The sequence below is a fragment of the Bradyrhizobium sp. JYMT SZCCT0180 genome, assembly GCF_018130165.1.
In the GTDB taxonomy this organism is placed as follows: Bacteria; Pseudomonadota; Alphaproteobacteria; order Rhizobiales; family Xanthobacteraceae; genus Bradyrhizobium.
In genome coordinates this window covers 188,793-205,352 of sequence record NZ_JAFCLZ010000017.1, presented here as the reverse complement: position 1 = coordinate 205,352, position 16,560 = coordinate 188,793, and the positions used below count along the sequence as shown (strand labels likewise).

16 protein-coding genes are annotated in these 16,560 nt (G+C 64.5%); 7 read left to right on the top strand and 9 right to left on the bottom strand.

The window, feature by feature from the left end; all coding sequences use genetic code 11:
- Positions 1-388 precede the first annotated feature (388 nt).
- The gene (locus JQ641_RS25090) at positions 389-1,621 is read right to left on the bottom strand and encodes an acyl-CoA dehydrogenase family protein (protein WP_211998553.1); all 1,233 of its coding nucleotides are present in this window, start codon (positions 1,619-1,621) and stop codon (positions 389-391) included.
- 239 nt (positions 1,622-1,860) lie between these two features.
- Here JQ641_RS25090 and JQ641_RS25085 point away from each other — a divergent pair, with 239 nt between their 5' ends.
- Positions 1,861-2,766, top strand: coding sequence for an alpha/beta fold hydrolase (locus JQ641_RS25085; RefSeq protein WP_211998552.1), 906 nt, complete (start codon positions 1,861-1,863; stop codon positions 2,764-2,766).
- 138 nt (positions 2,767-2,904) lie between these two features.
- Here the strand turns inward: JQ641_RS25085 and JQ641_RS25080 are convergent, their stop codons facing one another.
- The gene (locus JQ641_RS25080; RefSeq protein WP_192738852.1) at positions 2,905-3,363 is read right to left on the bottom strand and encodes a nucleoside deaminase; all 459 of its coding nucleotides are present in this window, start codon (positions 3,361-3,363) and stop codon (positions 2,905-2,907) included.
- Positions 3,364-3,516: 153 nt separating this feature from the next.
- On the opposite strand from JQ641_RS25080, the gene JQ641_RS25075 reads away from it, so the two are divergent.
- On the top strand, positions 3,517-5,673 hold the full coding sequence (locus JQ641_RS25075) for a pseudouridine synthase (protein WP_211998551.1): 2,157 nt from the start codon (positions 3,517-3,519) through the stop codon (positions 5,671-5,673).
- Positions 5,674-5,680: 7 nt separating this feature from the next.
- Positions 5,681-6,235: a 16S rRNA (guanine(966)-N(2))-methyltransferase RsmD gene (gene rsmD / locus JQ641_RS25070; protein ID WP_211998550.1), complete on the top strand. Its 555-nt coding sequence runs from the start codon at positions 5,681-5,683 to the stop codon at positions 6,233-6,235.
- Between the two features lie 83 nt (positions 6,236-6,318).
- Here rsmD and mutL read toward each other — a convergent pair whose 3' ends face one another.
- Positions 6,319-8,130: a DNA mismatch repair endonuclease MutL gene (gene mutL, locus JQ641_RS25065; protein WP_211998549.1), complete on the bottom strand. Its 1,812-nt coding sequence runs from the start codon at positions 8,128-8,130 to the stop codon at positions 6,319-6,321.
- Between the two features lie 245 nt (positions 8,131-8,375).
- Here mutL and JQ641_RS25060 point away from each other — a divergent pair, with 245 nt between their 5' ends.
- Entirely contained in the window at positions 8,376-8,708 is a 333-nt protein-coding gene (locus tag JQ641_RS25060; RefSeq protein ID WP_211998548.1) for a ribbon-helix-helix domain-containing protein, read from the top strand.
- 64 nt (positions 8,709-8,772) lie between these two features.
- Here JQ641_RS25060 and JQ641_RS25055 read toward each other — a convergent pair whose 3' ends face one another.
- Genes JQ641_RS25055 through JQ641_RS25045 form a run of 3 tightly spaced genes read right to left on the bottom strand, consistent with a single transcriptional unit; the run spans position 8,773 to position 11,359 of the window.
- Positions 8,773-10,341: a GMC family oxidoreductase gene (locus JQ641_RS25055; protein WP_211998547.1), complete on the bottom strand. Its 1,569-nt coding sequence runs from the start codon at positions 10,339-10,341 to the stop codon at positions 8,773-8,775.
- A gap of 41 nt (positions 10,342-10,382) precedes the next feature.
- A complete protein-coding gene (locus JQ641_RS25050; protein WP_211998546.1) occupies positions 10,383-10,931 on the bottom strand; it encodes a gluconate 2-dehydrogenase subunit 3 family protein in 549 nt (182 codons plus the stop codon).
- Between the two features lie 32 nt (positions 10,932-10,963).
- On the bottom strand, positions 10,964-11,359 hold the full coding sequence (locus JQ641_RS25045) for a VOC family protein (protein WP_211998545.1): 396 nt from the start codon (positions 11,357-11,359) through the stop codon (positions 10,964-10,966).
- 249 nt (positions 11,360-11,608) lie between these two features.
- On the opposite strand from JQ641_RS25045, the gene JQ641_RS25040 reads away from it, so the two are divergent.
- The 3 genes from JQ641_RS25040 (at position 11,609) to JQ641_RS25030 (ending at position 12,854) form a co-directional block, all read left to right on the top strand.
- The gene (locus JQ641_RS25040) at positions 11,609-11,815 is read left to right on the top strand and encodes a YgaP family membrane protein (protein WP_211998544.1); all 207 of its coding nucleotides are present in this window, start codon (positions 11,609-11,611) and stop codon (positions 11,813-11,815) included.
- Entirely contained in the window at positions 11,812-12,345 is a 534-nt protein-coding gene (locus JQ641_RS25035; protein ID WP_211998543.1) for an RNA polymerase sigma factor, read from the top strand. The genes JQ641_RS25040 and JQ641_RS25035 overlap by 4 nt, the downstream gene beginning before the upstream one ends.
- A gap of 212 nt (positions 12,346-12,557) precedes the next feature.
- Positions 12,558-12,854, top strand: coding sequence for a hypothetical protein (locus tag JQ641_RS25030; RefSeq protein ID WP_211998542.1), 297 nt, complete (start codon positions 12,558-12,560; stop codon positions 12,852-12,854).
- Between the two features lie 193 nt (positions 12,855-13,047).
- On the opposite strand, the gene arfB is transcribed toward JQ641_RS25030, so the two are convergent.
- From arfB to JQ641_RS25015, 3 genes are all read right to left on the bottom strand, one after another.
- Positions 13,048-13,467, bottom strand: coding sequence for an alternative ribosome rescue aminoacyl-tRNA hydrolase ArfB (gene arfB, locus JQ641_RS25025; RefSeq protein WP_211998541.1), 420 nt, complete (start codon positions 13,465-13,467; stop codon positions 13,048-13,050).
- A gap of 214 nt (positions 13,468-13,681) precedes the next feature.
- A complete protein-coding gene (locus tag JQ641_RS25020; protein ID WP_349628614.1) occupies positions 13,682-15,055 on the bottom strand; it encodes a M16 family metallopeptidase in 1,374 nt (457 codons plus the stop codon).
- Positions 15,052-16,443, bottom strand: coding sequence for a M16 family metallopeptidase (locus JQ641_RS25015; RefSeq protein ID WP_502754987.1), 1,392 nt, complete (start codon positions 16,441-16,443; stop codon positions 15,052-15,054). The genes JQ641_RS25020 and JQ641_RS25015 overlap by 4 nt, the downstream gene beginning before the upstream one ends.
- Positions 16,444-16,560: the final 117 nt, after the last annotated feature.

Sequence of the window (16,560 nt, the reverse complement as noted above, 5' to 3'; positions counted from 1 at the left end):
CGCGGCATAAGCCGTAAAGCCATTGCGCAGGGAAGGCCGGGTGTTCTCCGCTGCCCTGTATGCTCGTGTGCAGCCTACTTAGTGCAAATCGCACACGGGACCGCGGGTGCAGCGCGCACCCGGTCTTCCCTGCGCCCTCTTATTTCGGGGGCGAGGAATTTCTGGCAAAGCTCGGGCGCAATGCGTCGCGAGAACGCGAACCCACATTCAGCTGTCATCACCCGCGCATAGCCGTTCGAAGAACGGCGTCGCTTCCGCTCCGCCTATGCCCGGGTGATCCAGTATTCCAGAGACGCCGATGATAGAACCGAGAAGCCGCGGCGTACTGGATCCCCCGCTTTCGCGGAGGATGACAGCGTGTTGCGGAGCGACGTCGAGTAACCGACGCCTACAGCAAATCCCCACCCACAGCGCTCGCCGTCGTGCCATGCTCGCGGAACGCCTTGATGACGTTCTTGCCGATCTTCCACCGGTGCACCTCGTCCGGACCGTCGACCAGCCGCTGCGAGCGCACCTGCGTGTACCATTTGGCGAGCGGGGTATCCTGGCTGAAGCCGAGCGCGCCGTGGAGCTGGATCGCGGTGTCGATCACCTTGTGCACCATGTGCGCATGGTAGACCTTGGCGATCGAGTTCTCCTGCCTGATGTCGAGGCCCTTCTCCGCCTTGTAGGCGATATGGAGGAGCATGAGCCGGCCGATATAGAGCTGCTCGGCGCAGTCGGCGAGCATGAACTGCACGGCCTGGCGGTCGGCAAGCAACTGGCCGAAGGTCGAACGTTTGGTGATGTGGCCGACCGCCATGTCGAGTGCGCGCTGCGCCTTGGCGACGTTGTGCATGCCGTGGCGAAGGCGGCCATAGGCGAGACGGTGCTGGCCCATATTGAAACCGTTGCCTTCGCCGCCGAGCAGATTGTCGGCCGGCACTTTCAAATCCTTGATCTCGATCTCGGAGTGGCCGCCATGGATCGCGTCGGCATGCGGGCCCTCGATCGCCATGTTGGCGACGTTGCGCTTGATCTTGTAGCCGGGGTTCGGCAGTTCGACGATGAACGTCGAATGCTGCTTGTGGCGCGGCGCGTTCGGATCGGTCCTCGCGACCACCAGCGCCATGTCGGCCACGCTGGCCGAGGACGAAAACCATTTCTCGCCGTTGAGGATGTAATTCTCGTTGCCGTCCTTCACCGCCGTGGTCTGCATGCCTGTTGCGTCGGCGCCGGCGGCCTTTTCGGTCATCGAGAAGCAGATGCGCTTGTCGCCGTTGAGCAGGGGTTTAAGGAACTTCTCCTTCTGATATTCCGTGCCGTGGGCCAATATCGTCATCATCGAGGCATCGTCGGGGCCCTGCGTGTTCATCGACAGCGCCCCTAACATGCTCTCGCCGAGCTCCATCTGCACCAGCGCGTTGGCAAGCGGGCCGAGGCCCATGCCGCCATACTCCTTCGGCACCCACGGGCACCACAGCCCCTGCGCCCGCGCCTTCTTGCGCAGCGGCCCGAGCACTTCAGCGAGCGGCTTGGTATCGAGTTCCTTTTCCGCGGGGATGCACTCTTCCTGCACCCATTTGCGGACCTTCTCGCGGATCGCCTTGGCTTCGGCCGGAATCTCGAAATCGATCGACATGGCACTTCCTCGCTTTTGCTTCTTGTTGGGCAGACTTGATGAATGGCATAAACCCGGGACGTGCCAGCGGCAACGCCAAACAATGTTTAAAGCAGCGCGGACTGTCATACCCCCGCGCAGGCGGGGTATCCAGTACGCTGCGGCTTCGCGGTTCTATCGCTGACGCCTCTGGAATACTGGATCATCCGCCCCCGTGCGCAATTGCGCACTCGGGCGGATGATGACGGGAGGATGTGAAGATGCCTGATCTTGCCGATTTGTTTCCCGGCTACGCCTCCGAATGGATCAACACGTCAGCGGGCCGCATTTTCGCCCGCGTCGGCGGCAAGGGGCCGCCGCTGTTGCTGCTGCACGGATTTTCGTCCACGCATGTGATGTGGCATCCGGTAGCATCACAACTGGCTGATAAGTTCACGCTGATCATCGCCGACCTGCCGGGCTATGGCTGGTCAGACATGCCGCGCACCGACGAACACCACACGCCCTACACCAAGCGCGCGATGGCCAAGGTCATGGTCGAGGCGATGGAGCAGCTCGGCCACGTGCATTTCGCGCTCGCCGGTCACGACCGCGGCGGGCGGGTGTCGTACCGCCTCGCGCTCGATCATCCCGGCCGGCTGTCGAAACTCGCCGTGCTCGATATCGCGCCGACCTATGACTACTGGGAGAAGCTGAACCGGCTCTCCGCGCTGAAAATCTATCATTGGGCGTTTCTGGCGCAGCCATACCCGCTGCCGGAAACGCTGATCGACGGCCATGGCGAATTCTTCCTCCGCCAGAAGATGGCGAGCCAGACCAAGAGCCAGACGCTTGACGCCATCGACCCGCGCGCGCTGGAGCATTATCTCGCGCCGTTCCGTGATCCCGCCCGCGTGCACGCGATGTGCGAGGACTACCGCGCCGGCGCCTATGCCGACTATGAGATCGACAAGGCCGATTTCGACGCCGGCAAGAAGATCACGATCCCGATGCTGGCGCTGTGGGGCGACGCCGGCGTCGCCAGCGCCGCGACCACGCCGCTCGACACCTGGAAGAAATGGGCAACCAATGTACAGGGCGCGCCGGTCGACAGCGGGCATTTTTTGCCGGAGGAAAATCCGGATGTGACGGCGAGGTTGTTGAGGGAGTTTTTTCTGAGTGGCTAACCAAGCTATAGGTCGTCGTACCCGCGCAGGCGGGGATCCAGTACGCCGCGGCCTATCGATGATTCACGATCGTCTCTGGGATACTGGATCATCCGCTTTCGCGGATGATGACAGCGGTGGGGAGGCGCGACTGAGCTTCTACCTCCTCACCCGGAAAAAATCCTTCAGCAGCGTCGCCGCCTCGGTCTCGCCGACCGACGAGTACACTTCCGGCACGTGATGACAGGTCGGCTGCGCAAAGAACCGCACGCCGGAATCGACCGCGCCGCCCTTCGGGTCGGCGGCGCCGTAATAGAGCCGCCGGATCCGCGCGAACGAGATCGCGCCGGCGCACATTGTGCAGGGCTCCAGCGTGACATAGAGGTCGCAATCGACCAGCCGCTCGGTCCCGATGGCGTCCGCGGCCTGCCGGATCGCCAATATTTCGGCATGGGCGGTCGGATCGCGGTCGGTCAGGGTCCGGTTTCCGGCCGTGGCGATGACCTCGTAACCCCTGACAATGACGCATCCGATCGGAACTTCGCCCGCCTTGGCGGCGTTTTTGGCCGTTTTGAGCGCCAAATCCATGAAAGAAGGGGCAGTCATCCCTCGTATCATCGGAAGAAACCTGCTACTAGAAGCGCCTTCAGCAAACGTGGATACCGGTTTTGCGTGAGATTGCGCCTTGAGCCAAGTGCGCGCGCGTTACCGCTATGACAGCCGATCCACATCCGCCTGATCGCCATTTCAGCTACGAACGAGAGACTATTCATGCCCCGCGACAACGACAAAGACAACGATTCCCGCGGCCGGCGTGATCGCCCCGGTGGTGGCAAGGGCCGCTCCGGTGCTGCCCGGGGGCCGGAGAAGAAATTCGCCAAGCGCGGCTTTGCCGGCAAGGGTGACGGCGACAAGCGCGACGGCGAGCGGCGTCCCTATGCCGGCAAGTCCGACGGCGCGCGGTCGTTCGACAAGAAACCCTATTCGGGCGGGGCTAAGCCCTACGCCGGCAAGCGCGACGGCGATCGTCCGCCGCGCCGCGACTTCGACGCGCCGCGCCCGCCGCGTGGCGATCGGCCGTTCCGCGATCGCAGCGAAGGCGGTGACCGTCCGCCGCGCTTCAACCGGGATGACCGTCCCCGTGGCGACCGGCCGTTTTCCAGCCGTCCGTCTCGTGGTGATGACGGTGAGAAGCGTTCGTTCAAGCCGCGCGAGGATCGTGGTGGCGAGAAGCGCCCGTACACGCCGCGCGGCGACCGCCCGAACTTCAATCGCGACGACCGTCCGCCACGTCGGGACCGCGAGAGCGGCCCTCGGGACCGCGAGAGCGGCCCTCGGGACCGCGAGAGCGGCCCTCGGGACCGCGACGATGCCCGTCCGGCTTCGCGTTTCGGCGAGAAGAAATTCGGCGAGAAGCGTCCCTATGCACCGCGCGAAGGCGCCGGCGAGAAGCGGCCTTATACGCCGCGTGGCGACGGCCCCCGTGGCGATCGTCCCGAGCGGAAATTCGGCGGCGACAAGAAATTCTCCTCGCGTGGCGCACCTGATAGGGGACCACGGAAGAATTATGGTGATCGTCCCGATCGCGGCGATTCAAAGCCGTGGCAGAAGCGCGAGGATCGCGGCGACCGGGATTCCCGCCCCGCCCGCGACGGTGCGCGCAGTTTCGACAAGCCGCGCTTTTCCCGCGACGATCGCGGCGGTGACGAGCGTCCGCGCTTCTCGCGTTCGCGCGAGGATCGTCCCGCCGGTGATCGTCCAAAGTTTGATCGTCCAAGACAGCGCCCCGAGGGCCGGACCGACTGGCAGGAGCATCCGCGCAGCGACGCACGCGATGAACGTCCGCGCCGCGAGAACGAGGACGACAGCAAGATCTTTGCAAAACGTCCGGCGTTCGGTGGCCGTGGCGCCTATCGTGAGCGCAAGCCCGACTTCGAAAGGCGCGCACCGCAGCCGCCAAAGGTCAAAAAGTCCGGTGAGCGCATCGCCAAGGTGGTGTCGCGCGCCGGCCTGGCCTCGCGGCGCGATGCCGAGGAATGGATCACGCAGGGGCGCGTCAGCGTCAACGGCCGCGTCATCAATTCGCCGGCGCTCGATGTCACCGTCAATGATGTAATCACCGTCGACGGCAAGCCGTTGCCGCCGCGCGAACGCACGCGCCTGTTCATGTTCCACAAGCCGCGTGGCCTGATGACGACGCATGCCGATCCCGAAGGGCGGCCGACGGTATTCGATAATCTGCCCGAAGGCCTGCCCCGGCTGATCTCGATTGGCCGACTCGATTTCAACACCGAGGGCCTGCTGCTGCTGACCAATGATGGCGGTCTGGCACGCGCGCTCGAACTGCCGGACACCGGCTGGCTGCGGCGCTACCGCGTCCGCGCCCATGGCGAAGTCACGCAGGCGCAGCTCGATGAGCTGAAGAAAGGCGTCGAGGTCGACGGCGTCAAATACGGCTCGATCGACGCTGTGCTGGAGCGCGACCAGGGCGCCAATGTCTGGCTGGTGTTTGCGATCCGCGAAGGCAAGAACCGCGAAGTCCGCAACGTGATGGCGCATCTCGGCCTCGAGGTGAACCGGCTGATCCGGGTCTCCTACGGCCCGTTCCAGCTCGGCGAACTCGCCGAAGGCCAGGTCGAGGAAGTCAAAACCCGCGTGCTGCGCGAGCAGCTCGGCGAGAAGATTGCGACGCTCGCGGGCGCCGACTTCAACCGGCCGATGCCGGGTGACAAGGAGGCAACGCCTCCCAAGCCCGTGACCCAGCGAGGCGTGATCGCCGACCGCAAGGGCCGCCGCGTGCTGGTGCAGCGCACCGGCAGCGAGGAAGCCCGCGCGCGCAACGAGGAAGAGGCCAACGGCTACGGCCCGCCGCGCCGTCCCCAGCGCGGCTATCACGGCAAGCGCGATCTGAAGCCGCGGGACGAGTAGTTGGCCTATGCGTGTCGTCGGCGGACGGTTGAAGGGTCGTAATCTGGCCTCGCCCTCATCGCGCGAGATCCGCCCCACCGCGGATCGCTTGCGCGAATCCGTGTTCAATATCCTTGTCCACGCCTATGACGATCCGATCGAAGGCGCGCGCGTGCTCGACCTGTTCGCCGGCACCGGCGCGCTCGGCATCGAGGCGACCTCGCGCGGCGCATCATTCACGCTGTTCGTCGACAATGGCGCCGAGGCGCGGGCGCTTTTGCGCAACAATGTCGAGGCGCTCGGTCTTGGCGGTGTGACAAAAGTCTATCGCCGCGACGCCACCAATCTCGGCCCCGCGCACCCGATGGAGCCGTTCTCGCTGGTGTTCCTCGATCCGCCCTACGGCAAGGGACTCGCCGACAAAGCGCTGGCCTCGCTGCGCGAGGGCGGCTGGCTGACGCCGGGCGCGCTGCTGGTGGTGGAAGAGGCGAAGGCCGCGGTGTTCGCGGTACCTGAAGGGTTCGAAGAGCTGGAGCGGCGGGCGTATGACGACACGGAGTTCGTGTTCCTGCGAGGTCCGTAGGGTGGGTTAGCGAAGCGTAACCCACCAACTTCGCGGCCGCACGGGCGGTGGGTATCGCTTCGCTCCACCCACCCTACAAATCCCTACCTCCGCCCGAACAGCTTCTCGATATCCGACAGCTTCAGTTCCACATAGGTCGGGCGGCCATGGTTGCACTGGCCGGAGTTCGGCGTGTCTTCCATCTCGCGCAGCAGGGCGTTCATCTCTTCCGGTTTGAGGCGGCGGCCGGCGCGCACCGAGCCGTGGCAGGCCATGGTGGCGGCGACGTGCATCAGCCGGCGCTCCAGTGGCAGTGCCTCATCCCATTCCGCCATGTGCTCGGCGAGGTCACGCAACAGCCCCGCGGCATTCGCCTTGCCGAGCAGCGACGGCGTCTCGCGCACCGCAACCGCGCCGGGGCCAAAGGAATCGATCGCCAGCCCGAACGTCGCCAGTTCCAGAGAGCGATCGAGCAGCTTCTCGACCGTGGCCTCGTCGAGTTCGACGATCTCGGGGATCAGCAATATCTGCCGCTGCACGCCATTGCGCGCCAGCGAGGCCTTCAACTTCTCATAGACGATGCGCTCATGGGCGGCGTGCTGATCGACTACGATCAAACCGTCGCGGGTCTGCGACACGATATAGGTCTCGTGGATCTGCGTTCGTGCCGCGCCGAGCGGGCGATCCAGCATGTCGGCGGCGGGCTGCGCCTCGAAGCGCACATCGGCCGTCGGCGTGCCGACATCGAACGCGGCCTGCCCCGCTTCCGCGAAGGCCGGCGCCGCCGAGCCTCCGAAGGCGGGCATCGGTCCTGTCGGATAGGAAGGCGAACTGCGCCAATCCCAACTGGTCGGGCGCGGCGCGAATGACGGGCGGAACGAGGCGAGCGCCGCACCATCGGTATTCGCAGCGGTGCGGCGGCCTTCGCGCGCGAGGCCGTCCTTCAGCGCATGCACGATCAGCGCACGGACCAGGCCGGCGTTGCGGAACCGGACCTCGGTCTTGGCGGGATGCACGTTGGCATCGACTTCCTGCGGCTCCAGCGTCACGAACAGCGCCACGACCGGATGGCGGTCGCGCGGCAGATAGTCGGAATAGGCCGCGCGCACCGCGCCGAGGATCAGCTTGTCGCGCACCGGGCGGCCGTTGACGAACAGATATTGCCCGAGCGCATTGGCGCGCGTCAGCGAGGGGGCGGCGGCAAAGCCTTCGACCACCACGCCCTCGCGCTCGCTGCGCACTTCGATCGCGCTGGAACGGAAATCCGCCCCCAAAATATCGCCGAGCCGCGTCAGCCGGCCCGGAGCACCGGGCAGTGCGGCGGCCCAGGTCACCGGCGCGCGTTCCTCGCCGGCCAGCGTAAAGGCGATGTCGGGCCGCGCCATTGCCAGCCTTCGCACCACTTCGCGGATCGCTTCGGCTTCGGTGCGGTCGGTCTTGAGGAATTTCAGCCGCGCCGGCGTCGCATAAAAGAGATCGCTGACCTCGACACGGGTGCCCTGGCTCAGCGCCGCCGGCATGATCGGCGACTTCGCGCCGCCTTCGACCGACAGTGACCAGGCATGCGGCTCGCCTGCATGGCGCGTGGTAATGCCCAATCTGGCCACTGCGCCGATCGAGGGCAGCGCCTCGCCGCGGAATCCCAGCGTGCGAATCCGCAAGAGATCCTCGTCGTCGAGTTTGGAGGTGGCGTGGCGATCGACCGCCAGCGCCAGGTCGGCATGGGTCATGCCGCTGCCGTCGTCGGTGATGCCGATCCGCCGCCGGCCGCCGCCGTCGGTGAAGATGTCGACCCTGGAGGCGCCGGCGTCGATGGCGTTCTCGACCAGTTCCTTGACCACGCTCGCAGGCCGTTCCACCACCTCACCGGCGGCGATGCGGTTGACGACCTGTTCTGGGAGCTGGCGGACGGGCATGGCTTCGTTCAGGGACCGATTCTGGGCTTGCCGCATTCTAGGCCGCCGTGACGGCAAATGCATTGGGGGCGCCGACCGAATCGGTTCCCGCTGGGGATGGGCACTGACTATCACATTGAAGATGCTGATGTTCGGCGCCGCAACGCGGAGCTCGCGAGAGCTTTCGCTGTCCACGACGTGGGATTGTGAGGTCGCCTGCGCAGGTATATCGTTTAGAAAAGTTATAAACTGACGGGAGGACTGCCATGTGCCAGCTGTTCGCGCACCAGCCGCAACGCGACTACGAATCGCAGACCCGATCGCTGCGGATCGGTGGCCATTGCACCTCGATCCGGCTGGAAATGTCGTTCTGGGACACGCTGGAGGAGATCGCGGCGAAGGAAGGGATGAGCCTCGCAAAATTTCTCACCAAGCTGCACAACGAAGTCCTCGACCACCATGGCGAGGTCAACAATTTTGCGTCGCTGCTGCGGTGCTCGTGTCTGATCTATCGCTCCAGAAGTGCGGTGGCAGTGAGTGCCGCGGCGATCGCGGAGTTTGGTGGCAACGCGCCCGTCATTCTCGACGCGGCCGAATAGAGCTTGCGCCTTCCAAATAGAATGCGGCCCTGTCCGGGACAGGGCCGCATTGTTATTCAAGCAGCTAGATTTCCTTGCGTTGCATCGCCCCTGCGATGTGATCCGCCTGCCGGATCGCCAATGAGACGATCGTCAGCGTCGGATTGCAGGCAGCTCCGCTGGTGAACTGGCTGCCGTCGGAAATGAACAGATTCTTGATGTCGTGCGTCCGGCCGAACTTGTTGACCACGCCATCCCTTGGCTTCTCGCTCATCCGGTTGGTGCCCAGATTGTGGGTGCTGGGATAGGGCGGCGTCGGATAGGTCACCGTGGCGCCGATCGCCTCGTAGACGGCGGCGCCCTGCTTGTAGGCGTGGTTGCGCATCGCGATGTCGTTGGGATGGTCGTCGAAATGCACGCTCGCCACCGCCATGCCGAACTTGTCCTTGGCCTTGGGATCCAGCGTGATGCGGTTGGTTTCCTGCGGCATGTCCTCGCCGACCAGCCACATGCCGGCCATGCGCGGATAGGCCTCCATCGCGGCTGAGAACGGCCGTCCCCACGCGCCCGGATTGAGGAACGCCGCCATGAAGGGCACACCGATCGACAGCGTTTCCATCTCGTAGCCGCCGACGAACCCGCGCTTTGGATTGTTGGTGGCCTCATCCCGGATGATGCCGGCCATCGTGGTGCCGCGATACATATGCACCGACTTCTCGAACGCCGCGTAGACGCTGCCGGTCATGTGCCGCATGTAGTTGCGGCCGACCTGGCCGGACGAATTGGCAAGACCGTCGGGGAACATGGTCGATGCGCTGTTGAGCAACAGACGCGGGCTCTCGATCGAGTTGCCGGCAACCGCCACCACGCGCGCCTTCTGGCGTTGCATCGCGCCTGACGCGTCGGCATAGACGACGCCGGTCACCTTGCCCGACGCATCGTGCTCGATCTTGATCGCCATGCTGTTGGGCCGCACCTCGAGATTCCCGGTGTCTTCACCCTTTGGAATCTCGGTATAGAGCGTCGACCACTTCGCACCGGACTTGCAGCCCTGGAAGCAGAATCCGATCTGCTGGCAGGCGGCACGCCCATCGCGTGGCTCGCTGTTGATGGCCATGTTGCCCGTATGCACGGTCTTGTAGCCGAGCTTCCTGGCGCCGGCCTCGAGCACCCTGAAATTATTGTTGCCGGGCAGGCCGGGAATGCCGTTGGTGCGCGTCACGCCCATCTTGTTTTCGGCCTTGGCGTACCATGGCTCCATTTCGGCGAGCGTGATCGGCCAATCCAGCAGGTTCGCGCCGGGCAATCCGCCATAGGTCGCCTTCACCTTGAATTCGTGCTCGTCGAAACGCAGCGACGCCCCGGCCCAATGGGTCGTCGAGCCACCGACGGCCTTGACGATCCAGGCCGGCAGGTTGGCGAAGTCCTTGGCGACCCGCCAGCTTCCCGACGTGGTGCGCATGTCGGTCCATGCGAGCTGGGTAAAGCTCTCCCATTCGTCGTTGACGAAGTCATGGTTCTCGATGCGGGCGCCGGCTTCGAGGATCACGACCTTGACGCCCTTCTGTGCAAGTTCATTGCCCAGCGTTCCGCCGCCGGCGCCTGAGCCCACGATCACCACCACGCCGCTGTCATTCAGATCGAATTTTGCCATTTGGATTTCCTCCTCACCGCTGTTTGTTGAGTTGCCTGGGCCTAGACCTTCGGCAGCCAGTCGATGTCGGCGAAGCCACGTTTGATGTAGCCGCCATGCTCCGCGGAGGAACCTTCGTAACCGAACTTCGGCCACAGCTCTTTTTGGTTGTAGAGCGAGACGACGAGGTCGCCACGAATCTTCTGGAAGAATGCGGTCTGCTCGATCCGCTGCAGCAACACCACGCGATCCGCTTCCCAGGGCACCTGGGCATAGGCAACCTTGTGTCGGTCGTTGGCGTCCTGATCCAGCCGCGTGACGCCGTCATTGATCAGCGACTTCACCGCCGGGTCCTTCGCCGCCTTGCCGTCCCATGGCTTGATCGCGGTGATGTAATAGCTGTCGCCGAGAAAATCGTGCGGATAGATATCGCGCGCCATCTTGACCAGCGTCTTGAGTGTCGCAGGGGTCAACGACGTGGCGTCGTCGGCCCAGGCTTCCCCAATGCCGAGACCTGTGCTGGTCGCAATCGCAACGGCTGGTACCGCGGTTGCCGCGCCTTGGAGAAAGATGCGGCGATTGTATTTGCTTCGACGATCGACTTCTCTCATGGGTTCCTCCATTGAACGTTTATTGATTGCAACTAACCGAAGCGGCCACCCCGCTGGATCACTTCGATCTTGTAACCGTCGGGGTCGGCAACGAAGAAAAAGCGCGCCAGCGTCCGGCCGTCATGCTTGAAGTCGCGCAGCGGTCCGGGAGACAGTTTTTCCTGTTCGAACCGGGCATGTTCGGCATCGACGTCGTCGACGACAACGGCGAGATGGCCGTAGCCATCGCCGAGGGAGTAGGGCTCCTTGCGATCGTAATTGACGGTCAGTTCGACCTCGAAGGGCGAGGAGGGATGGCGCAGATAGATCAGCGCAAAATCCGGAAACTTAAGATGATCGGCGACTTCGAGCCCGAAGGCGCGCGCGTAAAAGTCCAGCGACTTCGCCTCGTCGAGCACGCGGATCATCGAATGAACGGGTTTTGCCATTCAGTTCAGCTCCTTTGGGCAGGCGATGATGGCCGTTCGCGTGCACAGAACTTAGGTCGCTGTCCGGAAGCGGTGGTAGTAGCGGGCTGTTTCACGGCAGAACAAAAGCGGCCATGCTGCGGGTCGGGTTCCGGAAACGGGCGAGATCGGGGCGCTAAAAAAACTTGCCGGTCGGCGAACCGAAAGCCCGGCGGGGCGGCTCTATGACACGAGAACGGACAGTTCTCTCGTGAAATCAAAGGAGCTGCTATGTTCTATCGCAAGAATCTGCCGGGCTGGGAGCGGGCGATGCGGGGTATCGGGGGCATCATGATGATCGCCTATGGGCTGATGGCGATGCCGGGCACGATGGCCGGCTATGCGATCGCCGCTGCCGGCGCGGTCGCGATCGCGACCGGATTCCTCGGCTTTTGCCCGATGTGCGCCATGGTCGGCCGCCGGCTGCCCTCGCCATGAACGCGCTGGTCCGAACCAGCCGCTGCGATCCCAAGCTGATCGAGGCGGCGCGGGGCGGGGACGCCGACGCGCTGGTGTCGCTGCTATCAGCGGCCCAGCCTGACGTCCGTCGCTACGCGGCGCGCAACTGCCGCGCCGCCGACATCGACGATGCGGTTCAGGAAACGCTGCTGCTGCTGTACCGGCGCGTCGGCACGCTGCGGGCGGTGACGTCGTTTTCGGCGTGGCTGTTCGCGGTCGCGCGGCGCGCCTGTCTGCGGCTCCTGCGCCGGTCGGTCGGAATGGCCGACGCGCCGGCGGAAGACGCCGAGGCGCGTCTGGCGCATTGGCGTCCTGAAGACCTTCGCATCGATCTATCGCGCGCCATCCAGTCGCTGCCCGAGCATTATCGCGAAGTGATCCTGCTGCGCGACATCGAGGAATTGTCGATTGACGAGATCGCCGGCGTACTCGGCCTCTCTCGCGAAAGCGTCAAGGCCCGCATTCACCGCGCGCGGATCATGATCCGGGAATATTTGATTCGCGACTGACACAACGACAGTTCCACGCGCCGCATATTGGGTCGATCCGTGGCCAAGTTTTCGTGAAATTGCCCCGAAATCCCTAAACGAAGACCACACGGCGCGGATTGTCTGGTGCGTGCGCCGTTCGCGACAAATTGCTCTGTGCGATGGGCAGGTCCGGACGGATGGCGCGTGGAACAACCGAACCGCTCATCGCGAATCAAACCCAGGAGAACTGAATGAAGTTAGTGAAAACCTCGGCGATCGCGCTTGCCATCTCGGCCATGGTGGCCGGTCCCGTGCTGGCGCAGGGTGCCTCGTCCGATAGCAAGCTCCGCGGCGGCGTGCAGGGCAAGAGCCAGATGCAGGGCGGGACGTCGGCCACCGACGACGAGGAACTCAGTGCGCAGCCGCGTGCGGCCGGACAGAAGGCCGCCAAGACCGGTGCCAAGGGCACGGTCGGTGCCGGCAGTGGTGCGGCCAAGGGCACTGGTGGTGCAGCCGGCGATCCCGCGACCGGCGGCAAGCGCTACTAGTACCGCGCGCGCTTCAGCAGGTTCCAGTTGCAACTCGGAAACTCCGGTCGCGCGTCGGCCGGAGTTTTTATCAGAGCGTTTTCAAGCGAAGTGGGTACCGGTTCGCGTAAAGAAAACGCGTCAAAACAAAAGTCTGGAACTCAATCAGAACCGAAGCTCTGGCGCAGCAGACCAATGCTCGCCGCCAACTCCGTCAGTCGTCGAAGCGCACCGCGCCGCGCTTCGACTTGACGTCGCTGCGGCTCTTCTTGCCTTCCAGCCGCCGTTGCTTGGATCCGAAAGTCGGCTTGGTGGCGCGCCGCGGCACCGGCCTCACCATGGCTTCGCGCAACAATTCGAGCAGGCGGTCGATGGCATCGGCGCGGTTGCGCTCCTGGGTACGGAAGCGCTGGGCGTGGATCACGATCACGCCGTCCTTGGTCATGCGCTGGCCGGCGAGCCGGTTGAGCCGCAAAGCGGCGTCTTCCGGCAGCGTGATCTTGCGCGTGTCGAAACGCAATTGCGCGGCGGTCGAGAGCTTGTTGACGTTCTGCCCGCCCGGACCGGAGGCGCGGACAAAGCCGATCTCGATGTCGTTCTCTTCAATTGAAAGGTCGCGGGAGACCCGCAGCATGGCGTTCACCGGGCGTGGATTAGAATCGGTGCGCGCAAGATAGCGGGTTTGTGTTCGGCGCTGAAGTCGATGCGTTCCCCGGATGCTGCGCAATACGCCGCCTTCGGCGTGGTGCGCTGCTGATCCGGGGTCCATTGCTGGAAGGAGGTCTGGGTCCCGGCTCTGCGGCGCACCGCTAAGAGGCGCTGCACCGCGTCCGGGACACGAGCGTGGCTCAGTTCGCCTTCGGCGGTGGGGCAGCAACAGCCGGCTGGGCGGCGGCTTGCGGGGCGCGGCCGACGATCACGGTGAGCAGGCCCTTGCCCCACAGCCGCTGTGCGGCCTTTTTGGCATCATCGAGCGTCACCGCGTCGACGAGGGCGTTGCGCCGTTCGATGTAATCGATCGGAAGCTTGTCGAGCTGGTACTGCAGCAGCGCTGCGGCGAGCTTCGAGGAGGTGTCGAGCGCCAGCATCTGCGAGCCCTTCAGATAGGACTTGGCCTCATCCAGTTCCTTCTGGGTCGGGCCGTCCTCGGCGATACGGCGGATCTCCTTTTCAACGGCATCGACCGTTTCACCGGCGCGGTCGGCGCGGGTGCCGGTATTGCCCACGAACAGGGCGGAGCGGTCCATCCAGAGCAGGGATTGAGAGATCGAATAAGCCAGCCCGCGTTTTTCACGAACTTCCTTGTAAAGCCGCGACGATGATCCGCCACCGAGGATGTGGTTCACGACATAGCCGGCCATGAAATCCGGATCGTGGCGGCGGATGCCGGGACCGCCGAACATGACGACGGTTTGCGGCACGTCGAGCGGAACGAAGGCGCGCTGCGGCGGCTGGGCGGCCTGGATTTCGGCGACCGGCGTCAGGCCGGCTTTGGCCGGCAATCCACCGAACGTCTTGTCCAGGAGTTTGCCGAGCGTGTCGGCGTCGACATCGCCGACCACGGATATCCGCAGCGTGTCCTTGGCGATGATGCGGCCGGCATAGGCCTTCATGTCCGACACGTCGATCTTGGGCACGCTGTCCAGCGTGCCGTTGGACGGACGGCCATAGGGATGATCGCCGAACGCGACTTCCAGGAACTTGCGGCTCGCCAGCGAGGAGGGGTTGGTGGTCTCGCGCCGCAGGCTGGAGATCACCTGCGCGCGGATGCGCTCGACGTCGGCGGCGTCGAAACGCGCCGAGGTCAATGCCAGCTGCAGCAGGTTGAAGGCTTCGTCCTTGTTGTCCTTGAGCATGCGCAGCGAGCCGCGGAAATAATCCCGCGTCGATGAGAAGCTGAGCTCGATGGCGCGGCGGTCAAGCCGCTCGTGAAAGGTCTTGGAGTCGAGATCGGCGGCGCCTTCGTCGAGCAGGCCGGCGACCAGATTGCCGGTGCCGGGCTTGTCGACGGGGTCCTGGCTCGAGCCGCCGCGGAAGGCATATTCCATCGCGATCAGGGGCACGGTGGCGTCCTGCACGAACCAGGCTTCAATGCCGCCGGGTGACACCAGACGCTGGATTTTTGCGGCGGCGTGCGATGGTGCCGGGGTCAGCAACAGCAGCGCCGCGAGGGCGGCAATGGCTGATGTGAAGCGCTGCGCGCCAATCGAGAAATGGATCACGAGCGCTTCTCCTCGCGTTTCGGCGTGGGGTCCTTGATCAGATAACCCGTCACCGAACGCTTCTTGTCGAGCCATTTTTGGGCGGCGTCACGGACTTGTTCGGCGGTGACGGCGCGGATGCGATCAGGCCAGCTGCGGATGTCCTCGATGCTCAGGCCGGTGGTGAGCGCGCCGCCATACCAGCGCGCCAGCGTCGCCTGATTGTCCTGCGCGTAGATCGCCTCCGCGATCAGCTGGGTCTTGACGCGTTCGATATCCTCGGCGCGGGCGGGATTTTGGATGACGTCCGTTATCACGTCGTCGATCGCCTGCTCGACTGCCGAGAACTCCACGCCGGGTTTCGGCGAGACCGAGATCGAGAATTGCGACGGATCGAGCGAGGTGCCCTGATAGCCGGCACCGGCGTTGATCGCGAGCGGGCGGTCGATCACCAGCGCGCGGTAGAGATAGGAGTTGGAGCCGCCGCCCATCAGTTGCGCAAGCACGTCGAGCGCCGGGCTTTCGCCGGCGGCCGCGGTCGTGGAGGAGGGAACGAGGTAATAGCGCCGCAGGCCGGGCTGTTCGACGCGGGGATCGGACAGCGTCACGGTGCGCGGTGCGGCGGGTGTCGGCTCCTGCGGACGAGTGCGCTGCGCGGGAATCGCCGGCTGCGCGGGGATCGCGCCATAGGCGCGCTCCACCATCGCGCGGATCTCCTTGGCGTCGACATCGCCCGCGATTACGAGGGTGGCGTTGTTCGGCGCGTAGAAGCGCTTGTAGAACGCCAGCGCGTCCTCGCGGTCGAGCTTCTCGATCTCCTGTCGCCAGCCGATCACGGGGCGGCCATAGGGATGGTTGAGATACAGCGCGGCCATCATCTGTTCGTTCAGCCGCGCGTCCGGGTTGTTGGCGACCCGCATGTTGTATTCCTCGAGCACGACGTCACGCTCGGGCAGAACATTTTCGTCCTTCAGAATGAGGCCGGTCATGCGGTCGGCCTCGAATTCCATCATCCGCCCCAGCTGGTCTCGCGGCACGCGCTGGAAATAGCCGGTATAGTCGACCGAGGTGAAGGCGTTTTCGTTGCCGCCGATCCGGCGCACGGTTTCGGAGAATTCACCGGCGGGATGCTTGGCGGTGCCCTTGAACATCAAATGCTCGAGGAAATGCGCCAGTCCCGATTTTCCCGGCGTCTCGTCGGCGGAGCCGACCTTGTACCAGATCATCTGCGTCACGACGGGAGTGCGGTGATCGGGGATCACCACCACCTGCAGGCCGTTGCCGAGCGTGAAGCTGGCGGGTCGCTCCGACGTCACCGTGGTCTGGGCCGGCGCGCCGCTGGTGGAAAGAGCTGATATCGAAATCAAAGCGGCAGCGAGCGAAACGGCAAAGCGATGTGGGGACATCATGACCTGTCTGGAAGCCCGAACCCAAGCGTTCGGGACAAAGCCGCGGGATCGTACACCGCGCGTATCACGCCTGATGTCACGATGCAGAGAGCAAAACGCCTGGCGGAACCAACAGCG